Source organism: Nonomuraea sp. NPDC049655 (genome assembly GCF_044465465.1).
In the GTDB taxonomy this organism is placed as follows: domain Bacteria; phylum Actinomycetota; class Actinomycetes; order Streptosporangiales; family Streptosporangiaceae; genus Nonomuraea.
Genome location: NZ_JBITLS010000004.1, coordinates 347,948 through 372,074, shown reverse-complemented (window position 1 = coordinate 372,074; position 24,127 = coordinate 347,948). Strand labels below are relative to the sequence as shown.

Here is a 24,127-nt window from a genome sequence, read left to right as displayed (position 1 = left end):
CGGTGGCCCGGCGTCCGGGCGTCCGAAGGGGGGACGCGGCTGGTCGGATCGGCTACGCGCCGGTCACCAGCCAGGCCGTGCCGGCCGCGCGCCGCCCGAGGGTGATCAACCGGGCGATCATCCACACCCCGAGCGCGCACCAGAGCGCGACCACGCCGAACCCGGCGGCCAGGAACGCCGCCGGCAGGTACGCCAGCGTCGTCCACACCCCGGCCCAGGCCAGGTAGCGCTGGTCGCCCGCGCCGATGAGCACGCCGTCGAGCACGAACACCACCCCGCAGATCGGCTGGAACAGCGCGACCGGCCACAACACGGCCAGCAGCTCGCCGGTCACGGCCGGGTCGGCGCCGAACAGGCCGGGCAGCAACGGCCTGGCCGCCACGACCACCACGCCGAGCGCCAGGCCCGACCACAGGCCCCACTGCATCATCCGCCTGGTCGCGGCCCTGGTGGCGACCGTGTCACCGGCGCCCAGCGAGCGTCCGGTGATGGCCTGGCCGGCGATCGCGATCGCGTCCAGGGCGAAGGCCATCAGGTTCCACACCTGGCCGGCGATGGCGTACGCGGCCAGTTCGGCCTGGCCCATCCTGGTGGCGACCACCGTGCCCACGATGAGCACGATCCGCAGGCACACCGTACGGATGAGCAGGGCGAAACCGGCCGTACCGGCCTGCAGGACGCCCGCCAGGTCGGGCATGAGCGGCGTGCCGAGCCGTCGCGCGCCCCGGACCACCACGACCAGGTAGACGGCCGCGCCCAGCGTCTGGGCCAGCGTGGTGCCCCAGGCGGACCCGGCGATGCCCCAATGCAGCCCGAGCACGAACCAGGCGTTCAGCGCCGCGTTCAGCGCGAACGAGCCCACGGCCACCACCAGCGGCGTGACGGTGTCCTGAAGGCCGCGCAGCACCCCGGTGCCGGCCAGCACGACCAGCATGCCGGGCGCGCCGAGCAGGCTGATCCGCAGGTACGTCACGGCCAGCGCGGCCTGGTCGGGACCGGCGCCGAACAGGTCCACCATGGCCGGCGCGAGCGGCCAGCCCAGGGCGATGAGCGCGACGCCGATGGCCAGGGCGAGCCAGATGCCGTCCACGCCGTTGCGCATGGCCCGCCCGTGGTTGCCGGCGCCGCTCTGCCGCGCCACGGACGCCGTCGTGCCGTACGCCAGGAAGACGCAGAGGTTCACCAGCGTCGCCAGGACGGCCCCCGCCACGCCCAGCGCGCCCACCGCCGTGGTGCCGAGGCCGTGGCCGACGATGGCGTAGTCGGCGAGCAGGAAGAGCGGCTCGGCGACCAGCGCGCCGAACGCGGGCAGCGCGAGCCGCAGAATCTCCCGGTCCCGGGGTGTAATGGGCATTTGTCTATTATGGCCATTACACGGCGTGTCGGGCCAACTTTCTTTCCTCCACAGTCGGTGGACACTGTTTGCCCAGGTCAGACGATGATCGGTGCATATCCGAAAGAGTTATCCCCAGGCTCGTCCACAGAGCTTTCACACCCTGGGCGCGATAGTGCACAGCTCACCCACAGCGTTGTCCACAGGCCGCGTTGCCCTCACGCGCCGAACGAGCGAAACTGTCACACCGGTCGGCTACAAGTGGGGGTGGTGCGACCGCCTGCGAGGTTGTTCGAGGGGGCGCGGTGAGCATTGACGAAGAGGGCGGCGGAGGCCCCGGTTTCGAGCGCACCCCGCCGCACAACATCGAGGCCGAGCAGTCGGTGCTCGGCGGCATGCTGCTGTCGAAGGACGCCATCGCCGACGTCGTCGAGATCCTGCGGTCCGACGACTTCTACCGGCCCGCCCACCAGATGGTCTACGACGTCATCACCGACCTCTACGGCCGCGGCGAGCCCGCCGACGCCGTCACCGTCTTCGACGAGCTGCAGAAACGCGGCGAGATGGCCCGGGTGGGCGGCGCAGCCTACCTGCACACGCTCACGGCGGTCGTCCCTACGGCCGCCAACGCCGGCTACTACGCCAAGATCGTGCGCGAGCAGGCGGTCCTGCGTCGCCTCATCGAGGCCGGCACCCGCATCGTCTCCTTCGGCTACGGCGGCCAGAACGAGGAGGTCGACGACCTCGTCGACCGCGCCCAGGCGGAGATCTACAAGGTCACCGAGCGCCGCACGTCGGAGGACTACGCGCCGCTGGCCGACATCATGCCGGGCGCCCTCGACGAGCTGGAGGCCATCGGCAGCCGCGGCGGCCAGATGGTCGGCGTCCCGACCGGCTTCCAGGACCTCGACCAGCTCACCAACGGCCTCCACCCAGGCCAGATGATCGTCGTGGCCGCCCGCCCGGCCATCGGCAAGGCGCTGGCCCTGGACACCCCGCTGCCCACGCCGACCGGCTGGACGACGATGGGCGAGGTCGAGGTCGGCGACGAGCTGATCGGAGCCGACGGCAGGCCGACCAGGGTGGTCGCGGCGACCGACGTGATGCACGACAGGCCGTGTTACGAGGTGGAGTTCAGCGACGGCACGGTGATCGTCGCGGACGCCCAGCACCAGTGGCGTACGTCCACGCGCGCGGCCAGGAAGGCGGCCGGCACGCTGCCGTCCTTCCACTGGACGGCGGAGGCGGTCCGGCGGGTCGAAGAGGCCCGCGACGCGGCGTCCGCACATCCGGACAGGCTGGTGACGCATCGCGAGGTCCTTGAGACCGTGGGGGAGGAGTTCCGTAACGTCCTCCACACCGTCCAGCGTCAGGTGGGCCCCATGGAGAAGGTTCTCACCGCCGTGGGCGGCCCGATCAGGAGCTATTCCTGGCATGCCCCCGCCTGTCGGGCGGGCGAGCTCTACAGCGCTCTGCACGCGCGGATCACCACGCCGAAGAACGCCGCCACCACCGCGGAGCACCAGCAGGTCGTGACGACGGAGGAGATCGCCGCCACCCTCCGCTGCGCGACCGCCGACCGGCGCCCCAACCACGCGGTGGCGGTGGCCGCGCCGTTCGCGCTGGAGGAGCGGGAGCTTCCGCTGTCCCCGTACGTGCTCGGCGTGTGGCTGGGCGACGGCCACAGCGCGGCCGCGCGGTTCTCGACCATCGACCCGGAGATCATCGAGAACATCGAAGCCGAGGGCGTCCGGGTCACCCGCGTGGGATCCTCGATCTCCTACCAGCTGACCCCTCCGGAGCCGCCGCCGTCCCGGCGGACATGCGTGGTGTGCGGCGCCGGGTTCGTGCCCCAGACCTCGCAGGTCCGCACCTGTGGCAGAAGCTGCGGAGCGAGGGCCCGTTCGCTCTCCGAGCCGGTGGCCGCGCCCACGTGTCCCGACTGCGGCGGCCGTTCAAGCGGGCTGCGGCGGTGTCAGGCCTGCCATTTCGAACACGGCACCGTCCAGGGCATCCTTCGTACTCTGGGCGTTCTCGGGGACAAGCACATCCCCGCGAGCTACCTGCGGGCCTCCGAGGGGCAGCGACGAGCCCTGCTGGCCGGACTGCTCGACTCCGACGGTTACGTCAGCGCCGCGGGGCAGATCCAGTTCGCCGTCACCAGCAAGAGCCTCGCCGCCGACGTGCACGAGCTGGTGCTGAGCCTCGGCTACAAGGCGACCATGCGCACCAAGCCGGTCAGAGGCAGGTCCGAGGAGAGCTCGACCTGCTACATGATCAATTTCACGACCTCCGACAAGCTCTTCCGGCTGCCGAGGAAGGCGGCCAGGCAGGTCGACGCCACCCATCCCAAGACTCTGGTCCGCTACATCGTCGATGTGCGGAAGATCGACAGCCGTCCGGTGCGCTGCGTCGAGGTCGACAACGCGGATCACATGTACCTGGCCGGCCGGGCCTGCATTCCCACCCACAACAGCACGTTGGGCCTCGACTTCGCACGTTCTGCGGCGATCAAGCATGGAATGACCACCGTCATCTTCTCGCTGGAGATGTCCCGTAACGAGATCACCATGCGTCTGCTGTCCGCCGAGGCCAGGGTCGCCCTGCACGCGATGCGCTCGGGCATGATGGGCGACGACGACTGGACGCGCCTCGCGCGCAGGATGAGCGAGGTGGCCGAGGCGCCGCTGTTCATCGACGACTCGCCCAACATGTCGATGATGGAGATCCGGGCCAAGTGCCGGCGCCTCAAACAGCGCAACGACCTGCGGTTCGTGGTCATCGACTACCTCCAGCTCATGAGCTCGCCGAAGAAGACCGAGAGCCGCCAGAACGAGGTCTCGGAGATCTCCCGTGCGATCAAGCTGCTGGCCAAGGAGCTGGAGGTGCCGGTCATCGCGATCTCCCAGCTCAACCGAGGCCCCGAGCAGCGCACGGACAAGCGCCCCGCGGTCAGCGACCTTCGCGAGTCGGGCTGCCTGACCGCCGCCACCCGCATCATGCGCGCCGACACCGGCGCCGAGGTGTCGATCGGCGAACTCCTGGAGAGCGGCGCGCGCGACATCCCGGTGTGGTCGCTCGACGAACGGCTGCGGCTCGTGCCGCGCACGATGACACACGCCTTCCCGAGCGGGGTCAAGGAGGTCTTCCGCCTGCGTCTGCGCTCCGGACGTGAGATCGAGGCCACCGCGAACCACCCCTTCCTGACCTACGACGGCTGGCGGCCGCTGGGTGAGCTGACCACCGGGTCCCGGCTGGCGGTCCCACGTCACGTTCCGGCCCCGCAGGGCCTCCAGGAGTGGCCGGAGGCGGAGATCGTGCTGCTCGCGCACATGATCGGCGACGGCTCCTTCGTCAAGCGTCAGCCGATCCGCTACGCGAGCACGGACGAGGCCTGCCTGACGGCGGTGACGTGGGCGGCCGAGCACTTCGGGATCAGTGCCGTCCGCGATGAGTACGCTGCCGCACGGGTCACCACCTTGAGGTTGCCGGCTCCCGACCGGCTGACTCACGGCAGGCGCAACCCCGTCGCCGCCTGGCTGGACGGCTTGGGGCTCTTCGGGTTGCGGAGCCATGAGAAGTTCGTCCCTGATGGAGTCTTCTCCCTGCCCAAGAAGCAGATCGCGCTGTTCCTGCGGCACCTGTGGGCCACCGATGGCTGTGTGTGGTGGGACGCGAAGAGCGGTCAGTCGAGGGTCTACTACGCCTCGACGAGCCGCAGGCTGGTCGACGACGTGGCTCGGCTGCTCCTCCGGTTCAACGTGATGACCCGCGTGAAGGAGGTCCGGAAGGACGGCCACAGGCCCGGATACCAGTTGGTCGTCTACGGTGCCGAGAACCAGCTGCGGTTCCTGGACGAGGTGGGCGTGCACGGCGAGCGGTCGGCGCAGGCGGACGCGTCCGCGGGCCGGCTGCGGGAGATCAAGGGCAACACCAATCTGGACACGGTTCCCCGCGAGATCTGGGACCGCGTGCGCGGCGTGCTGTCGGAGCGCGGCATGACTCACCGGGAGTTCTCCGCCCGGCTCGGCACCCAGTTCTGCGGCAGCACGTTGTGGAAGCACGCGCCGAGCCGGGAACGTCTGGGCAAGGTGGCTTCGATCCTCGACGACGCCGACATGGAGATGCTGGCGACGAACGACGTGTTCTGGGACGAGGTCGCATCGATCGAGAGCCTGGGCGACCAGCCGGTGTTCGACGCCACGGTCCTCGGCACCCACAACTTCGTCGCCAACGGCATCGCGGTGCACAACAGCATCGAACAGGACGCCGACATGGTCATCCTGTTGCATCGCGAGGACGCCTACGAGCGGGAGTCCCCCCGGGCCGGTGAGGCCGACCTGATCGTGGCCAAGCACCGTAACGGCCCCACCGCCACGGTGACCGTGGCCTTCCAGGGGCACTACAGCCGTTTCGTGGACATGGCCCAGCACTAAGGCGTGAAAGCCCGGTCAAGGTGTGACAAACCAGACAGCGCGGAAGGGATGGCGATCGATCATCGGGGCGCTTTACCCGATGACTGAAGCAAAGGGGAGAACGCCATGACCATCCTGATCGCCTACGACGGCTCGGCCGACTCGCGCAGCGCCATCGAGTTCGCCGCCAAGCACCTGGCCGCCCAGCCGACCGTCGTCGTCACCGTGTGGGAGCCGCTGCTCGTGCAGCTCAGGAAGCACCCGCTGGCGGCGGGGGCGATCTCCCTCGAGACCGAGACCGAGGGGCAGGCCCAGGCCGAGTACTACGCCAAGGAAGGCGCCGAGCTGGCCGCCGCCGCCGGGCTGCCCGAGGTGAGCCACCGCGCGGTCGCCGACAACGAGTCGATCTGGAAGACGATCGTCGACGTGGCCGACGAGCTGGACGCCTCGCTCATCGTGACCGGTTCGCGTGGCCTGGCGGGGGTCAGGTCGGTGCTGCTCGGCAGCGTGTCCAACCATGTGCTGCACCACGCCCACCGGCCGACGCTCATCGTTCCGCCGGTTGCGCAGCCGAAGGCGTGACGCAGCAGACCTTGGGCGGGGACAGCCGGGTGTCCATGCGACGGGCGCCCGGTCCCTCCTCGCCGAGCCGGTCGCGGGGGTTGGCCACCGGGCACCGGTCGAGCGACAGGCAGCCGCAGCCGATGCAGTCGGTCAGGTCGTCGCGCAGCCGCTGAAGCTGTTCGATGCGGTCGTCGAGCTCGCCGCGCCAGGCGGCCGACAGCCTGGCCCAGTCCTCCCGGTTGGGGGTGCGCCCGTCGGGCAGCTCGGAGAGCGCGTCCTTGATGGTCGCGAGAGGGATGCCGAGGCGTTGGGAGAGCCGGATGAAGGCGACCCTGCGCAGCGTGTCGCGGTGGTAGCGGCGCTGGTTGCCGGCCGTGCGGCGGCTGGCGATGAGCCCCTTGGTCTCGTAGAAGTGCAGCGCGGAGACGGCCACGCCGCTGCGCTCGGCGAGCTGTCCGACCGTCAGTTCTCTGCTGTTCCAGGCGACCATACCTGAAGCTTACTTGAGGGTTCGTTCGAAGAACGTCTCCAGCACGACGACGGTCTGGGTGCCGGTCACGCCGTCCACCTCGAAGATCTGGCGCAGGACGTCCTGGAGCTCCTTGGTGCTGGACGTGCGCACCTTGAGCAGCAGCGACGCGGGCCCGGCGATGACGTGGGCCTCCTCGACGGCGGGGATCCGCGCCAGCAGGCCGGCGCTGTCGCCCATCCAGCTCGCGCCGTCCACCAGCACGTAGGCGGTCACCGTGCGGCCGAGGGCGTCCTGGTCCACCTCGATCGTGGTGCGCCTGATCACGCCGCGCTCGCGCAGCTTGCGTACGCGTTCGTGCGCGGCCCCGCTGGACAGCCCCACCGCCTTGCCGAGCGCGGCGTACGACTGCGTCGCGTCCTCCAGCAGCAGGCCGATCAAAGTCCTGTCGATCTCATCCATGACCGAATGCTATCTGGCGAAATGCGGCAATGGTCGAATGCCGTATGGTGGCCGCCATGGACACGATCCCCACCGAGTTCGAGGTTCTGGACGAGCGTTTCGCCACGATCGGCGGCGACGACCGGATCGAACGCCTCCACACCGGCACCCGCTGGGCCGAGGGCCCGGTCTACTTCCCGGCCGGCCGCTTCTTGGTCTGGAGCGACATCCCCAACGAGCGCATGCTGCGCTGGGACGAGATGACCGGCGCCGTCGGCCCGTTCCGGCAGCCGTCCGGCTACACCAACGGCAACACCCTCGACCGCGAGGGCCGGTTGATCTCGTGCGAGCAGGGCAACCGCCGCGTCACCCGCACCGAGCCCGACGGCTCGATCACCGTCATCGCCGACCGCTGGCAGGGCAAGCGCCTCAACAGCCCCAACGACGCGGTCGTGCGCTCCGACGGCTCGGTCTGGTTCACCGACCCCCCGTACGGCATCACCAGCAACTACGAGGGCGTCGTGGCCGAGCAGGAGATCGACGGCTGCCACGTCTACCGCGCCGACCCGGTGACCGGCGAGGTGCGCGTGGTGGCCGACGACTTCGTCCGCCCCAACGGCCTGGCCTTCTCCCTCGACGAGAAGCTCCTGTACGTCGCCGACACCCGGGCCAGGCACCTGCGCGTCTTCGAGGTGCGCGAGGACGGCACGCTGTCGGGCGGCCGGGTCTTCGCCGAGGGCACCCAGGCCGACAACTTCGACGGCATGCGCCTCGACGACACCGGCCGCGTCTGGGCCGCGGCCGGCAAGGCGCTGCTCTGCCACGACCCCGACGGCACCCTGATCGGCCGGCTCAGGCTGCCGGAGTTCACGGCGAACCTGGTGTTCGGCGGGCTGAAGAGGAATCGGCTGTTCATCGCCTCCTCCTCTTCGCTCTACTCCCTGATGACCAACGTCACCGGCGCCCGCCCGGTCTGGGCCCGCCGCTGACGTCCCTACTCCCACCGGAACAGCCGCACGGCCAGGCCCCCGAACACCGCCAGCCCCGCGGCCATCACCACCAGGTGCAGGAGCTGGGGGCTCTGTCCCGCCCAGGTGTCCTTGAGCGCCTGGGCGAACGGCCCGGCCACGGAGAAGTCGCTGACCTTGCGCAGGGCGTCCGGCATCATCTCGCGCGGCAGCCACATGCCGCCGACGAACATGAGCGGGAACATCACCGCCGACCCGATCCCCGAGGCAGCCTTCCCGTTGGGCGCCAGCGCCGCGATCACCAGGCCGATGGCCATCAGCGCGGCGGTGCCGAGCAGGAAGACCAGCACGAACCCGACCCACTGCCTGGGCGCGGACGTGCCGAACGCCGCCATCCCGGCCACGATCAGCACGACCGTGGACACGGCCCCGACGGTCAGGTTGACCAGGAGCTGGACGGTCAGCAGCCGTCCTGGATGCACCGGCGTGGTGGACATGCGCCTGAGCACGCCCTGCTCCCGGTAGCCGGCCAGCACGGTGGGCAGCACGCTGCAGGCCAGCGTCAGCAGCGCGAGCAGGGTCATCATGGCCGGCATGTGCGCGTCCACCGACCGCAGCCCGGAGGCGTCGGGCTTGGTCATGTCCGGCACGCTGAGCCCCAGCACCAGCAGCAGGCCGACCGGCAACCCGATGGTGAAGATCATGAACGGCCAGTCGCGCAGGTGCAGCTTGGCCTCCACGAGCAGGATCTTCCTCATGAAATCTTCCTTCCGGTGAGCGAGAGGAACGCGTCGTCCAGGGTCGCCTGCTCGATGCGCAGGTCGGCCGGGATGATCTGGTGCTGCGCCAGGGCCAGCGTGACCACGTGGGCGAGGTTGCCGGTGCCGGACACCGAGACCTGACCGCCGTGCCGGACGACCTCGCGCACCTCGGGCAGCGCCAGCAGCACGGCGTCGTCCAGCGGGCCGGAGGGGCGGAACCGCACGTGCTGCTCGGCCCCCACCTGGGCGATCAGCCCCGCGGGCGTGTCGGTGGCCACCACCTTGCCCGCGTCGATGAGCGCGAGCCGGTCGCAGAGCCGCTCGGCCTCCTCCATGAAATGGGTGACCAGCACGATCGTCACGCCCGAGTCGCGCACCTGCTCGATCAGCTCCCAGGTGTCCCTGCGGGCCTGCGGGTCGAGGCCGGTGGTCAGCTCGTCGAGGATCGCCACCCGCGGCCGGCCCACCAGCGCCAGCGCGACCGACAGCCGCTGCCGCTGGCCGCCGGAGAGGCTCTTGAAGGCGGCGTCCCGCTTGTGCGCCAGACCGACGTGTTCGAGCAGTTCCCGCCAGTCGGCCGGGTCGGGGTAGAAGGAGGCGTACAGGTCCAGGGCCTCCCACACCTTGATCTTCTCCGGCAGCGCGGCGCTCTGCAGCTGCATGCCGAGCACCTGGCGCAGCTCGTCCCGGTCGCGCCGCGGGTCCAGGCCCGCCACGCGTACGGTGCCGCCGTCCGCCGGGCGCATGCCCGCCACGCACTCCACGGTCGTGGTCTTGCCGGCGCCGTTGGGGCCGAGGATGCCGAAGATCTCGCCCTCGGCCACCTCGAAAGACACGTCGTCCACCGCGAGGTGGTTCGGATACTGCTTGCGCAGGTTCCGCACTTCGATCACCTTCATGGCATCGACGCTAGGAGCTGCGGGTTTTTCGGGGAATCTCGGTAGATGCCGAGCAAGGGTGTATCTAGGTGCAATGTCCCCGGCGGCGACGGTGGCGCAGACTGGGGGCATGCTTCAACGGTTCGGGCAGGTCGCGGTCTTGTTCGCGCTGCTGCTGGTCGAGGTGGCGCTGATCCCCTTGGCCGGCGCCATGATCATGCTGTCGTTCGCCCTGGGGATGGTCTTCTTCTTCCCGTGGCAGGCCAGGCTGGTCAGGCGGGTGGCCGAGCAGCACCGGCGCCTCCTGCGCGCCTGGACCGGCGTCGAGATCGAGGCGCCCTACCTGCCCGAGCCGCCGCCGCCGGTCCCCATGGCCGACGGCCTCTACCGCGTCGACCGCACGCTGTACAAGTCGCCGCGCATGCCCGCCTGGAACGACCGGTTCAAGTGGCTGCTCACCGACCCGGCGACCTGGCGCGACACGCTCTGGCTGACGCTCGACCCGATCGTCAAGATCGGCCTGCTGCCGCTGTTCGTCCTGCTCCCGGCGCGCGGCCTGCGTCTGTACGCCCTCACCGTCCGCCTGCTGCTCGGCGCCACCTCCGCCAGCCGCCTGGCCGTCCAGATCACCCATCTGCGGCAGGTGCGCAACCTCGCCGCCGACTCCCAGGCCGCCGAGATGCGCAGGATCGAACGCGACCTGCACGACGGCACCCAGGCCCGCCTGGTGGCCATCGGCATGACGCTGGGCGCGGTGGAACAGCTCATCGACGACAACCCGGCCGCCGCCAAGGCCCTGCTGGCCAAGACCAGGGACGCCTCCGCCGAGACCCTGACCGAGCTGCGCACCGTCATCCGCGGCATCCACCCGCCGGTGCTGGCCGAACGCGGCCTCGCCGACGCCGTACGCGCCCTGGCCATGGACAGCCCGCTGCGCGTCAAGGTGGACGTCGAGCTGCCCCACCGCCTGGAACCCCCGGTGGAGGCGGCGGCCTACTTCGCGATCAGCGAACTGCTCGCCAACGCGGCCCGGCACAGCGGCGCCGAGTCGGTGGCCATAGACATCAGCGTCAACGGCGCGGCCCTGCGCGTCACCGTCAGCGACGACGGCATGGGCGGCGCCGACCCGGCCAAGGGCAGCGGCCTGACCGGCATCGAACGCCGCCTGGCCGCCTTCGACGGCGTGCTGGCCCTGCACAGCCCGCCGGGCGGCCCCACCACCGTCACCCTGGACATCCCGCACGTCCTGCCCGAGCAGGCCGACCAGGCGAAGCTGCCCCCCAGGAAAGCCGCCACCATCGCCGTCCTGTACGGCACGGCCTGGTGCCCGATCTTCCCCCAGGGCCTCGTCACAGCCGTCTTCAAGGCGTTCCACATCGACGAGCGGAGCTGGTTCCTGGCCCTCTACCTGCCCGAGCCCCTGCAGTGGCCGGTGATCGTGGCCAACATCGCCCTCGGCACGCTCATGTACATTGCGGCCATGCGCATCCGGCTCGTCCACAACAGAAGCCTCGTACTCGGCCGCGTCGGCGGTCTGGGGTCCTGCTGATGAAGCGGGTGCTCGTCGCCGAAGACCTCTACCTGCTCAGAGACGGCCTGGTCCACCTGCTGCAGGCGCACGGCTTCACGGTCGTCGCCGCCGTCGAGAGCGGGCCGGAGCTGCTGAAGGGCCTGCTGGAGCTGCGTCCCGACGTCTCGGTCGTCGACGTACGGCTGCCGCCCACGTTCACCGACGAGGGCCTGCAGGCCGCGCTGGCCGCCCGCGCGCAGATTCCAGGGCTGCCCGTTCTGGTGCTGTCGCAGCACGTCGAGCAGCTCTACGCCCGCGAGCTGCTGGCCGACGGCTCGGGCGGCATCGGCTACCTGCTGAAGGACCGGGTGTTCAACGCGGAGCAGTTCGTCGACGCCGTGCGCAGGGTGGCCGAAGGCGGCACCGCGATGGACCCCGAAGTGATCGCCAAGCTGCTGGCCAGCAACGCCAGGAACGAGCCGCTGGCCGCGCTCACGCCCCGCGAGCGCGAGGTGCTGGAGGCCATGGCGGAGGGCCGCTCCAACGCCGCGATCTCCCAGCGGCTCTTCCTCAGCGAGAGCGCCGTCGCCAAGCACACGGCCGGCATCTTCACCAAACTCGGCCTGGCCCCCTCCGACGACGACAACCGCCGCGTCCTCGCCGTGCTCGCCTACCTGAACAGCCGCGCCTGACGCCCTTCCGGTCCCACCAGGCCCATTGTGCACAGGGCGCCCAACCGTGCCCGGACACAGCCGGAGTTGTCGGTGGGAGCGGCTATTTTCATAGAGGCACGGCGCGACGAAAGGGTGGATCCTCGTGAAGATCCGGGTTAACCGCGATGTACTGGCAGATGCGGTGGCATGGGCCGCCAGAGTCCTGCCCAGCCGCCCGGTGGTGCCCGTACTCTCCGGGTTGCTGCTGGAGGCCGGCGACGAGCTGAGCCTGTCCGCCTTCGACTACGACGTCTCCGCGCGCGCCCTGGTCGACGCCGACATCGTCGAGTCCGGGAGCGTGCTCATCCCCGGCCGGCTGCTCGCCGAGATCAGCCGCAGCCTGCCGGCCGAAGACGTCGAGATCGTCACCGAGGGCGCCGAGGCCGTGCTGACCTGCGGAAGCGCCGAGTTCGGGCTGATCACGATGCCGGTCGAGGACTTCCCGGCCCTGCCGACGATGCCCCCGAGCATCGGCGCGATCGGCGGCGGCGTGTTCGCCTCCGCGGTGAACCAGGTCGCGCCCGCCGCCAGCCGCGACGACACGCTGCCGATGCTCACCGGCATCCGGGTCGACATCGAGGGCGAGTCCGTGGCGATGGCCTCCACCGACCGCTACCGTATCGCCGCCCGCGACTTCACCTGGCGTCCGGCCGCGCCCGACGTCGCCGTCTCGGCCATGGTGCCGGCGAAGGTGCTGGTCGAGGTGGCCAAGTCGTTGCGCGGCGGCGAGGTGTCGGTCGCGATGGGCGACGGCGTGGCCGGGTTCGAGAGCGTCGGCCGCAGCACCACCGTGCGCCTGCTCGACGAGCAGTTCATCGACTACCGGGCCAGGCTGACCTCCGACTGGTCGATCAGGGCCGACGTCGCGGTGACTCCGTTCGTCAACGCGATCAAGCGGGTGGCCCTGGTCGCCGAGCGCAACACCGCGATCCGGCTGTCGTTCACGCAGGGCCAGGTGCTGATCCAGGCGGGCGGCGGCGACATCGGGCGCGGCACCGAGGTGGTCCCCTGCGAGCTGCGCGGCGACGACATCCAGATCGCCTTCCAGTCGCAGTTCCTGCTCGACGGCCTGACCGGCATCGAGGGCGAGCTGGCCAGGATCAACATGGAGTCGCCGACCAGGCCCGCCCTCATCCAGGACGTGCCGGGCGACGCCCAGCCCGCCTTCCGCTACCTCGTCATGTCGTTGCGCCTGACCTGAGCGGTCGTCACTCCGCCGCGAGCGTCTGCCGCTCGGCGACCAGCTTGAAGACCCTCTTGAACTCCGCGTACGCCTGCTCGCCCACGGCCCGTGCGTGCGCGGCCTCCATCTCGGCGATGATCGCGTCCGACTTCACCATGTGGTCCAGCGCCTTGTCCGTCGGCACGATCAGCTTGGCCCGCCGGTCGGCCGGGTCGGGCTGCCGCTCCACGTAGCCTAGCGCGACCAGCTCGTCCACCAGCGTGCCGATCACCTGCTTGTGCTGCCCCGACTGCGCGGCCAGGTCGGTCGCCCTGCTGCCCTCCTCGTCCAGGTAGGCCAGCACGGCGCCGTGCCGCGGCCGCAGCCCCGGATGGCCCTGCTCGGCCAGCTTGGCGAACAGGTCGCGCTGCAGGGCGAAGAGCGTGCGCCCCGCCAGGACGCCGAGATCTGGTTCGTCCTGCTTGCGATGACTCCTGCGCACGTGCGGCCCTCCAATTAGTCACTGATTTTGACTGTCACTGATTCTTACTATATCGTCATGTCATGACCACGACGGTGGAACTCACCAGATTCAGAGTGTCCCCGGAACGCGCCGGCCAGTTGCTGGCGGCCCGTCCGGGCATGCTCGCCGACTTCGCGGCCGACCGCGCCGGCTTCCTCGGCGCCCGGCTGGTCCGCCTGTCCGACGACGAGTGGCTGGACATCGTCGACTGGCGCTCGGGCGACGACTTCGCCGCCTCCCGTGCCAAGGGCGCGAACCTGCCCGGCATCCAGAAGTTCTTCGACCTGATCGACGAGTTGATCTCTGCAGAAGAGGGGACATTGCGATGACCATCCTGATCACCGGTGCCACCGGCACCGTCTCCGGGGCCGTGCTGAAGTCGCTGGGCGACCTGAGCGACGTGCGCGTCCTGGTGCGCGACGCGGCCAAGGCCCCCGAGGGCGTCGAAGTGGCCGTCGGCGACCTCGACCAGCCTGCCACGCTCGACGCGGCCTTCGAGGGGGTCGACACCCTGTGGCTGCTGACCGCCATGGGCCCCCAGGCGCCCCATGCGAGCATGAACGCCCTCTGGGCGGCCCGGAAGGCGGGGGTGCGTCACGTCGTGCGCCTGTCGGCCATCGGAGCCGCGCACGACGCCCCCACGCGCAACGGCCGCCTGCACGCGCTCTCCGACGTCGAGCTGGCCGCCTCGGGCCTCGACTGGACCGTCATCCGCCCGGCCTTCTTCATGCAGAACCTGCTCGGCTCGGTGGCCGGCGACACCCTCTACGGCGGCACGGGCGAGGGCCGGATCGGGCTGATCGACGTCCGCGACATCGGCGACTTCGCCGCCGCGGTGCTGCGTGACCCAACGCCGCACAAGGGCCGCACCTACACCCTCACGGGCCCGGCCAGCATCTCGATGGGGGAGGCGGCCACCGCCCTGACCGAGGTCTACGGCACGCCGATCGCCTACCAGCCCGTCGCCCCCGACGACGCCTACCGCTCGATGCTCGACGCCGGCCTGCGCGAATGGGACGCGGCCGTCACCAGGGAGTACCTCACGGCGTACGCCGCGAACTGGGGCGACCTCACGACGACGGCCTTCACCGACGTGACCGGCCGCCAGGGCCGCAGCTTCACCGAGTTCGCCAAGGACCATGCGGCCGAGCTGCGCCCCGCCGCATGAGGGCCGGTCAGGCGTCGGTGAGGGCGATGAGGATGTGCTCCATGCACGCGTGCCCGGCCCGCTCGGCCGCGGTGGCGTCGCCGGCGGCGATGGCGCGGGCGATGGCGTCGTGCGGGATGTAGCTCTTGTTGAAAGACGTGCCCGCGGCCGTGATGCTGGCCCGCAGAGCCGCCGAGAAGTCCTCGTAGAGGTCGATGAGCACGAGATTGTGGGTGGCGTGCGCGACCGCCATGTGGAAGGCGAGGTCGGCCTCGACGAAGAAGTCGGGGTCGTCCAGCTCCCAGGCGCGGTCGCGTTCGGCCAGCGCGGCCTCGATGCGGCGGATGTCCTCGTCGGTGCGGCGGGTCGCGGCCAGCCGGGCGGACTCGACCTCCAGCGCGCGCCGCACCTCAAGGATCTCCAGCTGCTCGGCCTGGCGCAGCCGGCGCAGCATCGCCCCGGACAGCTCACTGGTCGCCCGGACGTAAGTGCCGTCCCCCTGACGGCACTCGAGCAGCCCGGCGTGCGTCAACGCGCGCACGGCCTCGCGAACGGTGTTGCGCCCCACTCCGAGCTGCTCGGCGAGCACGGTCTCGGTGGGGATCTTGCCGTTCATCTGCCACGACCCTGAGGTGATCTGCTCCTTGAGCTGATCGATCACCTGGTCGACGAGCGAAGCCCGCTGCGCCGTACGCAGACTCACAGTCCGCCTCCTCCGGGGAAACCAATCATCCTATGAGTCAATGACTGGTCGACCCTAATTATTCCAGACTCAAAAGTCCAAATCTGGAGCTCCCGGAGGTTCAGTGCGCGACCGTGGCCTCGACCGTCACCCCTGCCAACGCGGAGCGAACTCCGGCAGCTTCAAGGGCTTTACGATATGCGGCGGTCTGTTGTGCTCTTGCCCCGACCCTCCCGTAAAGGTCACCCAGCTCGCGCCAGCAGCGGGCGGCCTGCCTGTCGGACCCGAACACCGGACGGTCGAGCGAGTCGAGCAGTTCGTGCGCGGTGCGGAGCTGCGTCGTGGCACTGCCGTCGAGGTCGAGCGCGACGGTGGCGAGCACCAGGTTCGCCTCGGCCGGCGTGGTGCCCGAACCGTCGTGGGCCAGCCCCAGCGCCGTGGTGGCCAGCTCGGCGGCACCCGCCTGGTCGCCCGCCCGCAGCTGCACCCGAGCGTGCGCCACCAGGCTCTCGCCGTGCTCGCGGACGCTGCCGGGGGAGGACGCGAACGCCCGCGACGCGGCGGCGGCCAGCCGCTCGGCCTCGTCGAGCGGCGCGGTGACCAACCTGGACCAGTGCATGGCCGCCCGCGCGAGCTGCAGCGCGAGCCGGGACTGACGACCGGCCATGATGGCGTCGTCGGCCAGGCGCACGGCCAGCGCGGAGTCCTCGCCGGCGGCGGCGGCGGAGCTCGCCTGCCACAGGGCGTGGATCTCCTCGGAACGGTCCATAACTTCAGGAACGCCGCTGTTGTCCAGCACCCGCTTGACGTACTCGAGCTCGGGGGAGTCGCCCTGACGCTCGCTGCGCGCCTCGACCAGAGCGGTGGCCAGGTCGATCGCGATCTCGCCCTGCGAGATGGACAGCCGCTCGGCCTGCTCCAGCGCGGCCGCGGCCAGGTCGCGAGCCCTCAGCCGGTCGCCGGCCCGCTGGTAGCAGCGGCTCAGCGCGATCGTGAGCGGCAGGTCGGCCAGCCGCTCGGGATGCGCGGCGGCCTCCCTGCGCAGCCGTTCGAACGCCTCGACGGCCTGGCCGAGACGCCCCTGGACCTCCAGCGCACGGGCCCGGCCGAAGCGGGCGTGCGCGGTGAGCATGGCGTTCTCCTCGTCGGCCGCCTTCACGATCTCCGTGAAGCGGTCGGCCGCCACCGCGGGGTCGCCGTGCTGCAGCTCCAGCTCGGCATGGCGAAGACCCAGCTCGGTGTCGATGCGCTGCCGCGGCTCGATGCCGTGCAGGAGGAACTCGGTGGTGCATCCCAGCCGCTCGGCGAGGAGGCGGGCCACGACAGGAGTCGGCGTACGCTTGCCCGACTCGATGAGCGAGACATAACTGTCAGACAGGTCGGGTCCGGCCAACTGGGCCTGAGACATCCGCCTGTTCAGCCGCAGTCCACGGACGCGGTCACCGATGGTTCCCTGACTCGGCATCTCATCTCTCAAGGCGGGGAAGGGTCAACAACACGCAATGATTGCATGAAGTAGCCGAATCTGGTATCCCCGCGTGAAGAATTTGCCGCGCGGAGATTAATCGTCGCTGTCGTCCTTGCTGGGGAAAAGCATCTGGCAGACCTCCAGGTAGAGGGTCTCCGGATACGGAATGTACTCGACCGTTGACAGAGCCTGGTCCTGACCAGCGGACTCGAGGATGAACTCGCCGTAACCGAGCATGCGGCCCAGGAGAGATCGCTGGAAGCTCATGTCGGTGACCTTGCCGAGCGGCATCATCGCGACCTTGCGCGTGATCAACCCGGTGGTGAGCAGCATCCGCTTGGACGTCACCACAAAGTAGTCGACCGACCACTCCGCGACTTTCCACACGAAACGCACGAGCAGCAGCAGCCACAGCCACCACACCACGACGAGCGCCGTGCCGCCGGACTCCCCTCCACCGAAGAACTTGCTGAGGAGCCCGGCGATGACCAGGCCGCCGAAGACCTCGGCGACCGGGCGCAGCAGCACGGCGGGATGACGCCGCACCATGATGACCTGTTGTTCGTTGGGGAGGAGGTAGCGGTTGACCGACGACGGAGCAGAGTCCCCGTGGGTCACCAGTCTCATGCGAGGTTGTTCACAAATTGGGCCAGAGAGTCGGCCGCGTTGAACACCGTGTCGAACGCCCCCTTCACCGCGTCTGCGGCATCCGCTGGTCGTGCGAACAGGTAGTACGCCACAAATGCGATCCCACTGTATGTGAGGACTTTTTTGACCTGCACTGTCGCCTCCGTGCCACTAACCCACTCCACCCGCCGTATACATTACCCACCCGGTAGCCGGGGTAAAGGTAACTTGGCGGGTTAGTTTTGATCTTGCTTAGCCACGTTCGCTGGCGACCAGCGCCAGGACGTGAAGGTGCTTCCGGGCGATGCGCTCCACAAGGCTCGGATGCGCATAGCCGGTGACCTCCAGCGCGCCGTAGTGCGCTGCTTCCACACAGCGGGTTACGGTGGTGGAGGAATGCACGCCGGCGAACTCGTCGCGCAGCGCGGCCTCGACCTCCGCGTACGGGGTCGGGTCGGCCTCGGTGTGCTCGCTCATGCGCCCTCCTGTGCTGGTCGCATGAGACGGGGCGCTGCTGTTGCCGGTCGGTCGCTCGTTCACGAGGACTCCTCGGCACCGGGCATGTCGCTCATCGTGCTTCCCCCACGCGCATGCGGAAGTTCCCTTCCTGTCTCTTCGTACCCACCCAACCACAGTATGTAACGAAGTGACGACCCAGCGTAAGGAGAAGGGGAGCCGATGGAAGGGTCAGACCACGCCGTAGAGGCGGTCGCCGGCGTCGCCGAGGCCGGGGACGATGTAGCCGTTCTCGTTGAGGCGCTCGTCGAGGGCGGCGGTGACCACGCGGATGGGCTTGCCGGAGCCGGCGAACACCTTGTCCATGTACGCCAGGCCCTCGGGGGCGGCCAGCAGGCAGATGGCCGTGACGTCGACCGCGCCCCGGTCGAACAGGAACTGCACGGCCGCGGCGAGCGTGCCGCCGGTGGCGAGCATCGGGTCGACGACGAAGCACTGACGCCCCGACAGGTCGTCGGGCAGGCGGGTGGCGTACGTCTCGGCCTGGAGGGTGGACTCGTTGCGGATCATGCCGAGGAAGCCGACCTCGGCGGTGGGCAGCAGCCGGGTCATGCCGTCGAGCATGCCGAGCCCGGCGCGCAGGATGGGCACGACGAGCGGCTGGGGCTTGGCCAGGCGCACGCCGTGGGCGGGGGAGACCGGGGTCTGGACGGTGACGTCGGTGACCCGGACGTCACGCGTCGCCTCGTACGCCAGCAGCGTCACCAACTCGTCCGCGAGCCTGCGGAAGGTCGGGGAGTCGGTGCGGACATCGCGCAGCGTGGTGAGCTTGTGGGCCACGAGCGGATGGTCGACGACGAGGGTTTCCATAGCGCCCAACGGTATCCGGTGACCGGAGTGGTGGCATCCCGGGCCTTTGGTTTTGATCACAATTTGGTCGGAGAAGCACACGCCGCGTGGCCTGTTCTGGAACGATTGGGGTCTGGTGCGAACCTGTCGTGTCAGAGGCTCGGGTGGGGATGGCGATGACAGACGAAGATGCGCTCGACTTCGCCATAGTGATTTACCGCGAGGACGAGCGGTGGCACGCTGAGCTGCTGCCCGTAACGCTCACGTCCGACCTCCAGGGCCTGATCCAGGCCCTCAGGCAGCAGCCGAGCGAGAGCGGCACCATCGGCCTGATCGCCGTCGGCGACGAGTTCTTCGTGGCGCTGCGCGTGCTCGGCGAGCGTGTCGACGTCTTCCTGTCCGACATCGCCGCCTCCTGGGACTTCCCGCTCGCCCGCCAGGTGCTGCACTACCTCGACGTGCCGGTCCCCGACGAGGAGGAGCTCGACGAGATCCTCCAGGACGAGGAGACCGTGCTGCCGGCGGGAGATCTGTCGATCTTCGCCGATCTCGGATTGGACGAGATGGAGCTGGGCATCCTCTCCGGCGACATCGATCTCCTCCCCGAAGATGTGCTGTCCAGCATCGCCGCGCGACTCGGCTTCTCCGAGCCGTTCGAGCGTGCCATCGAATCGGTCTTCGGCTGAACCCCCTGGAGTGCGGGCATGGCGTCCAACACCTTCTCTGCGGCTTTTGTCAGGACTTCCGACGGCTGGACCGGCGCAGAGGTCGATCTGCGCCACGCGGAGATCGTCGACGACTTCGGTGACGCCGTCATCGAGACCCTGGGCCTGACGGGCGACGAGCTGGCTCTGCTCTGCGTCGAGGTCGAGGACGAATGGTTCGCCATCGCCCGCTATCGCGGCGAGGACGAGCCCCGGGTGTTCCTGTCGGACGTGCACGCGATCTCCTCCAACAGCATGGGCGAGCTGTTCGCCGAGTTCGCCGGCGTGGCCCCCGACAAGGAGGGCAACGGGCTCGGCGTGCGTCCCGCCGGTGACTTCGAGCTGCTCAGCGACCTTGGCGTGAGCTCGGAGGAACTGCTGGAGCTGAGCATGGAGGAGGGCCTGCTGCCCGCCGACGTCCTGTCGGTGATCGCCGAACGGCTGTCGTTCGCCGACGAGCTCGACCGGTTGCGTTGACCCACGAGGAAGCGATGCGCCTGGCCCTGGCCGAGGCCGTCGCGGCCGGCGGCAGGGGCGAGATCCCCGTCGGCGCCGTCGTGCTCGGCCCGCTGGGCGAGGTGCTGGCCGCGGCCGGCAACGACCGCGAGTCCGCCGCGGATCCCACCGCGCACGCCGAGGTGCTGGCGCTCAGGCGGGCCGCCGCGCTGCGCGGTGAGTGGCGGCTGAGCGGCTGCACGCTGGTGGTCACGCTGGAGCCGTGCACGATGTGCGCGGGCGCGTCCGTGCTCGCCCGGGTCGACCGGATCGTGTACGGCGCCGTCGACGCCAAGGCCGGCGCCGTGGGCTCGCTCTGGGACGTCGTACGCGACCGCAGGCTCAACCATCGGCCCGAGGTCGTCATGGGCGTCCTGGCCGAAGAATGCTCTGCCGTCCTCAAGACGTTCTTCGCTACTCGGAGAATCCGGTAAGCTCGTCCGCGGTGGTGTCGCCTAGTGGCCGAGGGCGCACGCCTCGAAAGCGTGTGATGGGGCAACTCATCCGTGGGTTCAAATCCCACCACCACCGCCAGCGGGCCTCCGACGACCTCGGAGGCCCTTTTCTTTTGCCCTCAGGGCTGCTGGGTGGGCCCGTCGGCCGGCGGATTCAGGTTGAGCTGGACGTCCGGCGGGCTGTCCTCGACGACCTGCGTCTGGACCGTCCCGCCGCCGCGGGTCTCCGGACGGCCGTCGTCGGTCAGGACGAAGAACAGCGCGCCGCAGGCGCTCAGGAGCAGCAGCGGCAGCCCGACGGCCAGCAGCACGATCAGGTTGCGATTGTCGAGCGGCCCGGGCTCCTCGACGTACTCGTGCGCCGGCGGCTGCGCGTAGTGGGGCGGCTGCGAGTAGTAGGACGGCGGGCCGTATCCGGGTGGCGGCCACGACCCGTGTGGCGGTGGATACGACACGGCATTCTCCGAACGATGTTGAAAGACGCGGACGTGACACACGGCACGTCGATCAGGTTGACACATGAAAAAGGGAGCCGCGAATGGCGGCTCCCTTTTCCGGCGCGTTTCAGTTGGGCAGATCCAGGACCCTGGCGTGCAGGATCGACCGTTGGTGCAGGGCCGCGCGCAGGGCCCGGTGGAGGCCGTCCTCCAGATAGAGCTCGCCCTGCCACTGCACCACGTGCGGGAACAGGTCGCCGTAGAAAGTGGAGTCCGCGGCGAGCAGCGAGTGCAGGTCCAGCATGGCCTTCGTGGTGATCAACGAGTCGAGCCGGACCTGCCTGGGAGGGATCTGCGCCCACTCTCGGTTCGTCAGACCGTGTTCGGGATAAGGGCGTCCGTCGCCGACGAGCTTGAAGATCACCCACCTCATTTTAGGAGAGAATTCGACCTGCTGCGTTGTCCAGGGCTATCGGCCCAGCTCAGACTGTTCACACTCGCCCGGCCGGCCGTTTTGGTAGCCGCGCTGGAAGGCGTTGACGCGTTGCTCGGACGAGCCGTGCGTAAACGATTCGGGATCGATTCTGCCGCTCGTGCGTTGCTGGATTCTGTCGTCGCCCACGGCGGCCGCGGCGTCCAGTGCCTCGGCGATTTCCGTCTGGGTGAAGGCCTTTTCGTAGAAGCCGGTGCGGACGGCGTTGTGCGCCCACACGCCCGCGTAGCAGTCGGCCTGGAGCTCGACGGGGACCGAGCTGCCGGTGTCCGACTGGAGGGCCCCACGCAGGTCCTGGACGTGATGACCGTATTCGTGGGCGATCACGTACGCCTGGGCGAAGGGGCCGCCCTTGGCGCCGAACTGGCTGTGGAGCTGGTCGAAGAAGCTCAGGTCGAGGTAGACGCGCTGGTCGCTCGGGCAGTAGAACGGCCCGACGGCGGAGCTGGCCGCGCCGCAGCCGGTGCGGAGGCTGCCGGAGTACAGGATCGTCTTCGACGTCCGGTAGTCGGGGATCTCCTGCTTCCAGTAGTCCTGGATGCTGTTGACCACCCCGACGACGCGGCACTTCTCCGACTGGTCGGCGTCCTTGCCCGTCTTGCACTCCTCGGCGAGCTTGGCCGGGGGTTGCTTCTGCGCCGGCTCGGCGTCGCCGCCTCCGCCGCCCAGGTTGTTGAGCACGAACACCAGCACTAAGGCGATCAGGCCGACGATGCCGCCGCCCCCGAGGACCATGCCGCCGGGGAAGCCGCCGCCCGAGAGCCCGCCGCCACCGCGACCGCCGACGTCCTCGACCTGCGACGAGTCGAGGTTGACGTCGTCCTTGAAATCCATATCTGACGTCCCTTCTGGGTGCTGCCCGCTAGAGAGCTTCCCCAGGAGGGCGTCTAGATGCCATCCGAGAAGGTGTCACATCTGTCCGGGAGGCCGCTGTCGTATCCGACGCTGAACCACTTCTCGCGTTGCTGGGAGGTGCCGTGGGTGAACGCGTCGGGCGTGACGCGGCCCTGCGAGCGGCGCTGGATGCTGTCGTCGCCGACCGCCGCGGCGGCGTCCAGGGCCTGGTTGATGTCGGCCTGCGTGAACGGCTCGCGGTAGAAGCCCGTCTTGACCGCGTTGTGCGCCCAGACGCCGGCGTAGCAGTCGGCCTGCAGCTCCAGGCGCACGGACGCGCTGCCGGCGCCCGGCCGGCTGTTGTTGCCGACCTTGTCCATGGTGCCGAGCAGGTTCTGGACGTGGTGGCCGTACTCGTGGGCGACCACGTACGCCTGGGCGAACGGGCCGCCCTCGGCGCCGAAGTCGCGCTGGAGCGTGTCGAAGAAGGCCAGGTCCAGGTAGACCTTGCGGTCGCGCGGGCAGTAGAACGGGCCCACGGCTGAGTCGGCGGGGCCGCAGCCGGTGTTCACCGCCCGCGAGAACAGCACGGTCTTGGCCGGCGTGTACTGCTGGTCGCGTTCCTTGAACTCCTGCCGCCAGTAGGACTGGATGCTGTTCACCGTGCCGACGATCCGGCAGTCCTCCGACTGGTCGGCGTCGGCGCCCGTACGGCAGCGCTCGGCCAGGTTGCCGCTGGGGGAGAGCTGGCCGGGGGCGCTCGGGTAGCGTGCGCCGCCCTGCTCGCCGCCCTCGTCGCCGCTGAAGGGCGTGGGGGCGAGCTTGAACAGGAACAGCCCGGCCACCGCCAGGACCAGCAGCAGGCAGCCGCCGCCACGGCCGCCGATGGGCAACATGCAGCCGCCGCCCGGCATCCCGCCCCAGCCGCCGCCGCCCCGGCCGGGCTGGGAGCCGGAGGCCCGGACGTCCTCGACCTGTGAGGGGTCGAGTGGCGCGTCGTCGTCGAACTGCATGCCCTGTGTCATCCCCCGTAGTCGGTCGATTACGCAAGGCAATATGTGGGACCGTGATTTTCTGCCATTTGTCAGCTAATGTGCCGCTATGACGGGTGGGTTGGTGGGGATCGCGCTGGTGTCCCTGGGCATGGTTCTGACGCCCGGACCGAACATGATCTATCTGGTCTCCCGCTCGATCAGCCAGGGGCGTCGTGCCGGGCTGATCTCGCTCGTCGGCGTCGCGCTCGGGTTCATGGCGTACCTGACGGCGACGTGCCTCGGGCTGACGGCCGTGTTCGCGTACGTGCCGGTGGCCTACACGGCGCTCAAGCTGGCCGGGGCCGCGTACCTGCTCTGGATGGCCTGGAACGCGGTCAGGCCGGGCGGCGCCTCGGTCTTCCAGCCGCGCGAGCTGGCGGTGGAGAGGCCGCGGAAACTGTTCGCCATGGGGCTGTTCACCTGCCTGCTCAACCCCAAGATCGCGATCCTGTACCTGTCGCTGCTGCCGCAGTTCATCGACCCCGCCATGGGGCACGTGCTGCTGCAGAGCCTCGCGCTCGGCTCGGTGCAGATCGCGATCGGCACGCTGGTCAACGCGCTGATCGCGATCTCGGCCGGCGGCCTCGCCGCCTTCCTCGCACGGCATCCGGTGTGGCTGCGGGTGCAGCGGTACGCGATGGGGACCGTGCTCGGCGTCTTCGCCGTACGGATGGTCGCCGACCGCTCCAAGGCGCTCGTGCCGGCCTGA

General features: G+C 69.7%; 27 protein-coding genes and 1 tRNA gene. 13 read left to right on the top strand and 15 right to left on the bottom strand.

Going from position 1 to position 24,127, the window contains the following annotated elements:
- Positions 1 to 52: 52 nt before the first annotated feature.
- Positions 53 to 1,354, bottom strand: a complete 1,302-nt coding sequence (locus ACIBQ6_RS15700; RefSeq protein ID WP_397212539.1) for an MATE family efflux transporter — start codon at positions 1,352 to 1,354, stop codon at positions 53 to 55.
- A gap of 284 nt (positions 1,355 to 1,638) precedes the next feature.
- Here ACIBQ6_RS15700 and ACIBQ6_RS15695 point away from each other — a divergent pair, with 284 nt between their 5' ends.
- Both ACIBQ6_RS15695 and ACIBQ6_RS15690 read left to right on the top strand, forming a co-directional pair.
- Complete coding sequence (locus ACIBQ6_RS15695; RefSeq protein ID WP_397212538.1) at positions 1,639 to 5,769, top strand: replicative DNA helicase; 4,131 nt, start codon at positions 1,639 to 1,641, stop codon at positions 5,767 to 5,769.
- Positions 5,770 to 5,874: 105 nt separating this feature from the next.
- Complete coding sequence (locus ACIBQ6_RS15690) at positions 5,875 to 6,330, top strand: universal stress protein (RefSeq protein ID WP_397212536.1); 456 nt, start codon at positions 5,875 to 5,877, stop codon at positions 6,328 to 6,330.
- Here ACIBQ6_RS15690 and soxR read toward each other — a convergent pair.
- Together soxR and ACIBQ6_RS15680 are read right to left on the bottom strand one after the other, a co-directional pair.
- A complete protein-coding gene (gene soxR, locus ACIBQ6_RS15685; protein WP_352362238.1) occupies positions 6,296 to 6,802 on the bottom strand; it encodes a redox-sensitive transcriptional activator SoxR in 507 nt (168 codons plus the stop codon). The two genes, ACIBQ6_RS15690 and soxR, sit on opposite strands and share 35 nt — an antisense overlap.
- A gap of 9 nt (positions 6,803 to 6,811) precedes the next feature.
- Positions 6,812 to 7,243, bottom strand: coding sequence for an Lrp/AsnC family transcriptional regulator (locus tag ACIBQ6_RS15680; protein ID WP_352362236.1), 432 nt, complete (start codon positions 7,241 to 7,243; stop codon positions 6,812 to 6,814).
- A gap of 56 nt (positions 7,244 to 7,299) precedes the next feature.
- On the opposite strand from ACIBQ6_RS15680, the gene ACIBQ6_RS15675 reads away from it, so the two are divergent.
- Complete coding sequence (locus ACIBQ6_RS15675) at positions 7,300 to 8,211, top strand: SMP-30/gluconolactonase/LRE family protein (protein WP_358291253.1); 912 nt, start codon at positions 7,300 to 7,302, stop codon at positions 8,209 to 8,211.
- A 5-nt stretch (positions 8,212 to 8,216) separates the two neighbouring features.
- On the opposite strand, the gene ACIBQ6_RS15670 is transcribed toward ACIBQ6_RS15675, so the two are convergent.
- Both ACIBQ6_RS15670 and ACIBQ6_RS15665 read right to left on the bottom strand, forming a co-directional pair.
- A complete protein-coding gene (locus tag ACIBQ6_RS15670; protein ID WP_397212535.1) occupies positions 8,217 to 8,948 on the bottom strand; it encodes an ABC transporter permease in 732 nt (243 codons plus the stop codon).
- Positions 8,945 to 9,850: an ABC transporter ATP-binding protein gene (locus ACIBQ6_RS15665; RefSeq protein ID WP_397212534.1), complete on the bottom strand. Its 906-nt coding sequence runs from the start codon at positions 9,848 to 9,850 to the stop codon at positions 8,945 to 8,947. The genes ACIBQ6_RS15670 and ACIBQ6_RS15665 overlap by 4 nt, the downstream gene beginning before the upstream one ends.
- Positions 9,851 to 9,959: 109 nt before the next feature.
- Here ACIBQ6_RS15665 and ACIBQ6_RS15660 point away from each other — a divergent pair, with 109 nt between their 5' ends.
- From ACIBQ6_RS15660 to dnaN, 3 genes are all read left to right on the top strand, one after another.
- On the top strand, positions 9,960 to 11,378 hold the full coding sequence (locus tag ACIBQ6_RS15660; RefSeq protein ID WP_397212532.1) for a sensor histidine kinase: 1,419 nt from the start codon (positions 9,960 to 9,962) through the stop codon (positions 11,376 to 11,378).
- A complete protein-coding gene (locus ACIBQ6_RS15655) occupies positions 11,378 to 12,031 on the top strand; it encodes a response regulator transcription factor (protein ID WP_358291261.1) in 654 nt (217 codons plus the stop codon). The genes ACIBQ6_RS15660 and ACIBQ6_RS15655 overlap by 1 nt, the downstream gene beginning before the upstream one ends.
- A gap of 124 nt (positions 12,032 to 12,155) precedes the next feature.
- A complete protein-coding gene (gene dnaN / locus ACIBQ6_RS15650; protein ID WP_364333002.1) occupies positions 12,156 to 13,253 on the top strand; it encodes a DNA polymerase III subunit beta in 1,098 nt (365 codons plus the stop codon).
- A gap of 7 nt (positions 13,254 to 13,260) precedes the next feature.
- On the opposite strand, the gene ACIBQ6_RS15645 is transcribed toward dnaN, so the two are convergent.
- Entirely contained in the window at positions 13,261 to 13,716 is a 456-nt protein-coding gene (locus ACIBQ6_RS15645; protein ID WP_358291265.1) for a helix-turn-helix domain-containing protein, read from the bottom strand.
- 62 nt (positions 13,717 to 13,778) lie between these two features.
- Here ACIBQ6_RS15645 and ACIBQ6_RS15640 point away from each other — a divergent pair, with 62 nt between their 5' ends.
- Positions 13,779 to 14,066, top strand: coding sequence for an antibiotic biosynthesis monooxygenase (locus ACIBQ6_RS15640; RefSeq protein ID WP_352318454.1), 288 nt, complete (start codon positions 13,779 to 13,781; stop codon positions 14,064 to 14,066).
- Positions 14,063 to 14,905 carry an SDR family oxidoreductase gene (locus ACIBQ6_RS15635; protein WP_397212529.1) on the top strand — a complete coding sequence of 281 codons (843 nt, stop codon included), beginning with the start codon at positions 14,063 to 14,065 and terminating at the stop codon, positions 14,903 to 14,905. The genes ACIBQ6_RS15640 and ACIBQ6_RS15635 overlap by 4 nt, the downstream gene beginning before the upstream one ends.
- Before the next feature lie 7 nt (positions 14,906 to 14,912).
- On the opposite strand, the gene ACIBQ6_RS15630 is transcribed toward ACIBQ6_RS15635, so the two are convergent.
- The 5 genes from ACIBQ6_RS15630 to upp all read right to left on the bottom strand — a co-directional run bounded on the left by ACIBQ6_RS15630 (position 14,913) and on the right by upp (position 18,987).
- Positions 14,913 to 15,587 (bottom strand): FadR/GntR family transcriptional regulator, encoded by a 675-nt coding sequence (locus ACIBQ6_RS15630; protein WP_357693399.1) that lies wholly within the window; start codon positions 15,585 to 15,587, stop codon positions 14,913 to 14,915.
- A 100-nt stretch (positions 15,588 to 15,687) separates the two neighbouring features.
- Positions 15,688 to 17,031 (bottom strand): helix-turn-helix domain-containing protein, encoded by a 1,344-nt coding sequence (locus ACIBQ6_RS15625; protein WP_397212527.1) that lies wholly within the window; start codon positions 17,029 to 17,031, stop codon positions 15,688 to 15,690.
- A 96-nt stretch (positions 17,032 to 17,127) separates the two neighbouring features.
- Positions 17,128 to 17,661 (bottom strand): PH domain-containing protein, encoded by a 534-nt coding sequence (locus tag ACIBQ6_RS15620; protein ID WP_352318446.1) that lies wholly within the window; start codon positions 17,659 to 17,661, stop codon positions 17,128 to 17,130.
- 252 nt (positions 17,662 to 17,913) lie between these two features.
- Positions 17,914 to 18,138, bottom strand: a complete 225-nt coding sequence (locus tag ACIBQ6_RS15615; protein WP_352318442.1) for a hypothetical protein — start codon at positions 18,136 to 18,138, stop codon at positions 17,914 to 17,916.
- A gap of 210 nt (positions 18,139 to 18,348) precedes the next feature.
- Entirely contained in the window at positions 18,349 to 18,987 is a 639-nt protein-coding gene (gene upp, locus ACIBQ6_RS15610) for a uracil phosphoribosyltransferase (RefSeq protein ID WP_352362215.1), read from the bottom strand.
- A 149-nt stretch (positions 18,988 to 19,136) separates the two neighbouring features.
- Here upp and ACIBQ6_RS15605 point away from each other — a divergent pair, with 149 nt between their 5' ends.
- The 4 genes from ACIBQ6_RS15605 to ACIBQ6_RS15590 all read left to right on the top strand — a co-directional run bounded on the left by ACIBQ6_RS15605 (position 19,137) and on the right by ACIBQ6_RS15590 (position 20,699).
- Positions 19,137 to 19,652 carry a tRNA adenosine deaminase-associated protein gene (locus tag ACIBQ6_RS15605; protein ID WP_387671736.1) on the top strand — a complete coding sequence of 172 codons (516 nt, stop codon included), beginning with the start codon at positions 19,137 to 19,139 and terminating at the stop codon, positions 19,650 to 19,652.
- A gap of 18 nt (positions 19,653 to 19,670) precedes the next feature.
- Positions 19,671 to 20,147, top strand: coding sequence for a tRNA adenosine deaminase-associated protein (locus tag ACIBQ6_RS15600; RefSeq protein WP_358291272.1), 477 nt, complete (start codon positions 19,671 to 19,673; stop codon positions 20,145 to 20,147).
- Positions 20,148 to 20,161: 14 nt separating this feature from the next.
- On the top strand, positions 20,162 to 20,599 hold the full coding sequence (gene tadA / locus ACIBQ6_RS15595; RefSeq protein WP_397155899.1) for a tRNA adenosine(34) deaminase TadA: 438 nt from the start codon (positions 20,162 to 20,164) through the stop codon (positions 20,597 to 20,599).
- A 10-nt stretch (positions 20,600 to 20,609) separates the two neighbouring features.
- Positions 20,610 to 20,699 (top strand) — tRNA-Ser (locus tag ACIBQ6_RS15590).
- A gap of 40 nt (positions 20,700 to 20,739) precedes the next feature.
- Here the strand turns inward: ACIBQ6_RS15590 and ACIBQ6_RS15585 are convergent.
- The 4 genes from ACIBQ6_RS15585 to ACIBQ6_RS15570 all read right to left on the bottom strand — a co-directional run bounded on the left by ACIBQ6_RS15585 (position 20,740) and on the right by ACIBQ6_RS15570 (position 23,397).
- Positions 20,740 to 21,075 carry a hypothetical protein gene (locus ACIBQ6_RS15585; protein ID WP_397212525.1) on the bottom strand — a complete coding sequence of 112 codons (336 nt, stop codon included), beginning with the start codon at positions 21,073 to 21,075 and terminating at the stop codon, positions 20,740 to 20,742.
- 109 nt (positions 21,076 to 21,184) lie between these two features.
- A complete protein-coding gene (locus ACIBQ6_RS15580) occupies positions 21,185 to 21,481 on the bottom strand; it encodes a type II toxin-antitoxin system VapB family antitoxin (RefSeq protein WP_352318431.1) in 297 nt (98 codons plus the stop codon).
- 45 nt (positions 21,482 to 21,526) lie between these two features.
- Positions 21,527 to 22,384 carry a neutral zinc metallopeptidase gene (locus tag ACIBQ6_RS15575; protein ID WP_397212523.1) on the bottom strand — a complete coding sequence of 286 codons (858 nt, stop codon included), beginning with the start codon at positions 22,382 to 22,384 and terminating at the stop codon, positions 21,527 to 21,529.
- A 53-nt stretch (positions 22,385 to 22,437) separates the two neighbouring features.
- On the bottom strand, positions 22,438 to 23,397 hold the full coding sequence (locus ACIBQ6_RS15570) for a neutral zinc metallopeptidase (RefSeq protein ID WP_358291279.1): 960 nt from the start codon (positions 23,395 to 23,397) through the stop codon (positions 22,438 to 22,440).
- An 88-nt stretch (positions 23,398 to 23,485) separates the two neighbouring features.
- Here ACIBQ6_RS15570 and ACIBQ6_RS15565 point away from each other — a divergent pair, with 88 nt between their 5' ends.
- Entirely contained in the window at positions 23,486 to 24,127 is a 642-nt protein-coding gene (locus tag ACIBQ6_RS15565; protein ID WP_397212521.1) for a LysE family translocator, read from the top strand.

Excerpts from the sequence above, each read along its gene's own strand:
- soxR (WP_352362238.1), bottom strand. The coding sequence starts at position 6,802 with ATGGTCGCCTGGAACAGCAGAGAACTGACGGTCGGACAGCTCGCCGAG.
- ACIBQ6_RS15655 (WP_358291261.1), top strand. The coding sequence starts at position 11,378 with ATGAAGCGGGTGCTCGTCGCCGAAGACCTCTACCTGCTCAGAGACGGC.
- tadA (WP_397155899.1), top strand. The coding sequence starts at position 20,162 with ATGCGCCTGGCCCTGGCCGAGGCCGTCGCGGCCGGCGGCAGGGGCGAG.
- ACIBQ6_RS15675 (WP_358291253.1), top strand. The coding sequence starts at position 7,300 with ATGGACACGATCCCCACCGAGTTCGAGGTTCTGGACGAGCGTTTCGCC.
- ACIBQ6_RS15570 (WP_358291279.1), bottom strand. The coding sequence starts at position 23,397 with ATGCAGTTCGACGACGACGCGCCACTCGACCCCTCACAGGTCGAGGAC.
- ACIBQ6_RS15665 (WP_397212534.1), bottom strand. The coding sequence starts at position 9,850 with ATGAAGGTGATCGAAGTGCGGAACCTGCGCAAGCAGTATCCGAACCAC.
- ACIBQ6_RS15670 (WP_397212535.1), bottom strand. The coding sequence starts at position 8,948 with ATGAGGAAGATCCTGCTCGTGGAGGCCAAGCTGCACCTGCGCGACTGG.
- ACIBQ6_RS15625 (WP_397212527.1), bottom strand. The coding sequence starts at position 17,031 with ATGCCGAGTCAGGGAACCATCGGTGACCGCGTCCGTGGACTGCGGCTG.
- ACIBQ6_RS15600 (WP_358291272.1), top strand. The coding sequence starts at position 19,671 with ATGGCGTCCAACACCTTCTCTGCGGCTTTTGTCAGGACTTCCGACGGC.
- ACIBQ6_RS15575 (WP_397212523.1), bottom strand. The coding sequence starts at position 22,384 with ATGGATTTCAAGGACGACGTCAACCTCGACTCGTCGCAGGTCGAGGAC.
- ACIBQ6_RS15680 (WP_352362236.1), bottom strand. The coding sequence starts at position 7,243 with ATGGATGAGATCGACAGGACTTTGATCGGCCTGCTGCTGGAGGACGCG.
- ACIBQ6_RS15565 (WP_397212521.1), top strand. The coding sequence starts at position 23,486 with ATGACGGGTGGGTTGGTGGGGATCGCGCTGGTGTCCCTGGGCATGGTT.
- ACIBQ6_RS15700 (WP_397212539.1), bottom strand. The coding sequence starts at position 1,354 with ATGCCCATTACACCCCGGGACCGGGAGATTCTGCGGCTCGCGCTGCCC.
- ACIBQ6_RS15605 (WP_387671736.1), top strand. The coding sequence starts at position 19,137 with ATGGCGATGACAGACGAAGATGCGCTCGACTTCGCCATAGTGATTTAC.
- ACIBQ6_RS15615 (WP_352318442.1), bottom strand. The coding sequence starts at position 18,138 with ATGAGCGAGCACACCGAGGCCGACCCGACCCCGTACGCGGAGGTCGAG.
- ACIBQ6_RS15690 (WP_397212536.1), top strand. The coding sequence starts at position 5,875 with ATGACCATCCTGATCGCCTACGACGGCTCGGCCGACTCGCGCAGCGCC.
- ACIBQ6_RS15635 (WP_397212529.1), top strand. The coding sequence starts at position 14,063 with ATGACCATCCTGATCACCGGTGCCACCGGCACCGTCTCCGGGGCCGTG.
- ACIBQ6_RS15620 (WP_352318446.1), bottom strand. The coding sequence starts at position 17,661 with ATGAGACTGGTGACCCACGGGGACTCTGCTCCGTCGTCGGTCAACCGC.
- ACIBQ6_RS15640 (WP_352318454.1), top strand. The coding sequence starts at position 13,779 with ATGACCACGACGGTGGAACTCACCAGATTCAGAGTGTCCCCGGAACGC.
- ACIBQ6_RS15660 (WP_397212532.1), top strand. The coding sequence starts at position 9,960 with ATGCTTCAACGGTTCGGGCAGGTCGCGGTCTTGTTCGCGCTGCTGCTG.
- upp (WP_352362215.1), bottom strand. The coding sequence starts at position 18,987 with ATGGAAACCCTCGTCGTCGACCATCCGCTCGTGGCCCACAAGCTCACC.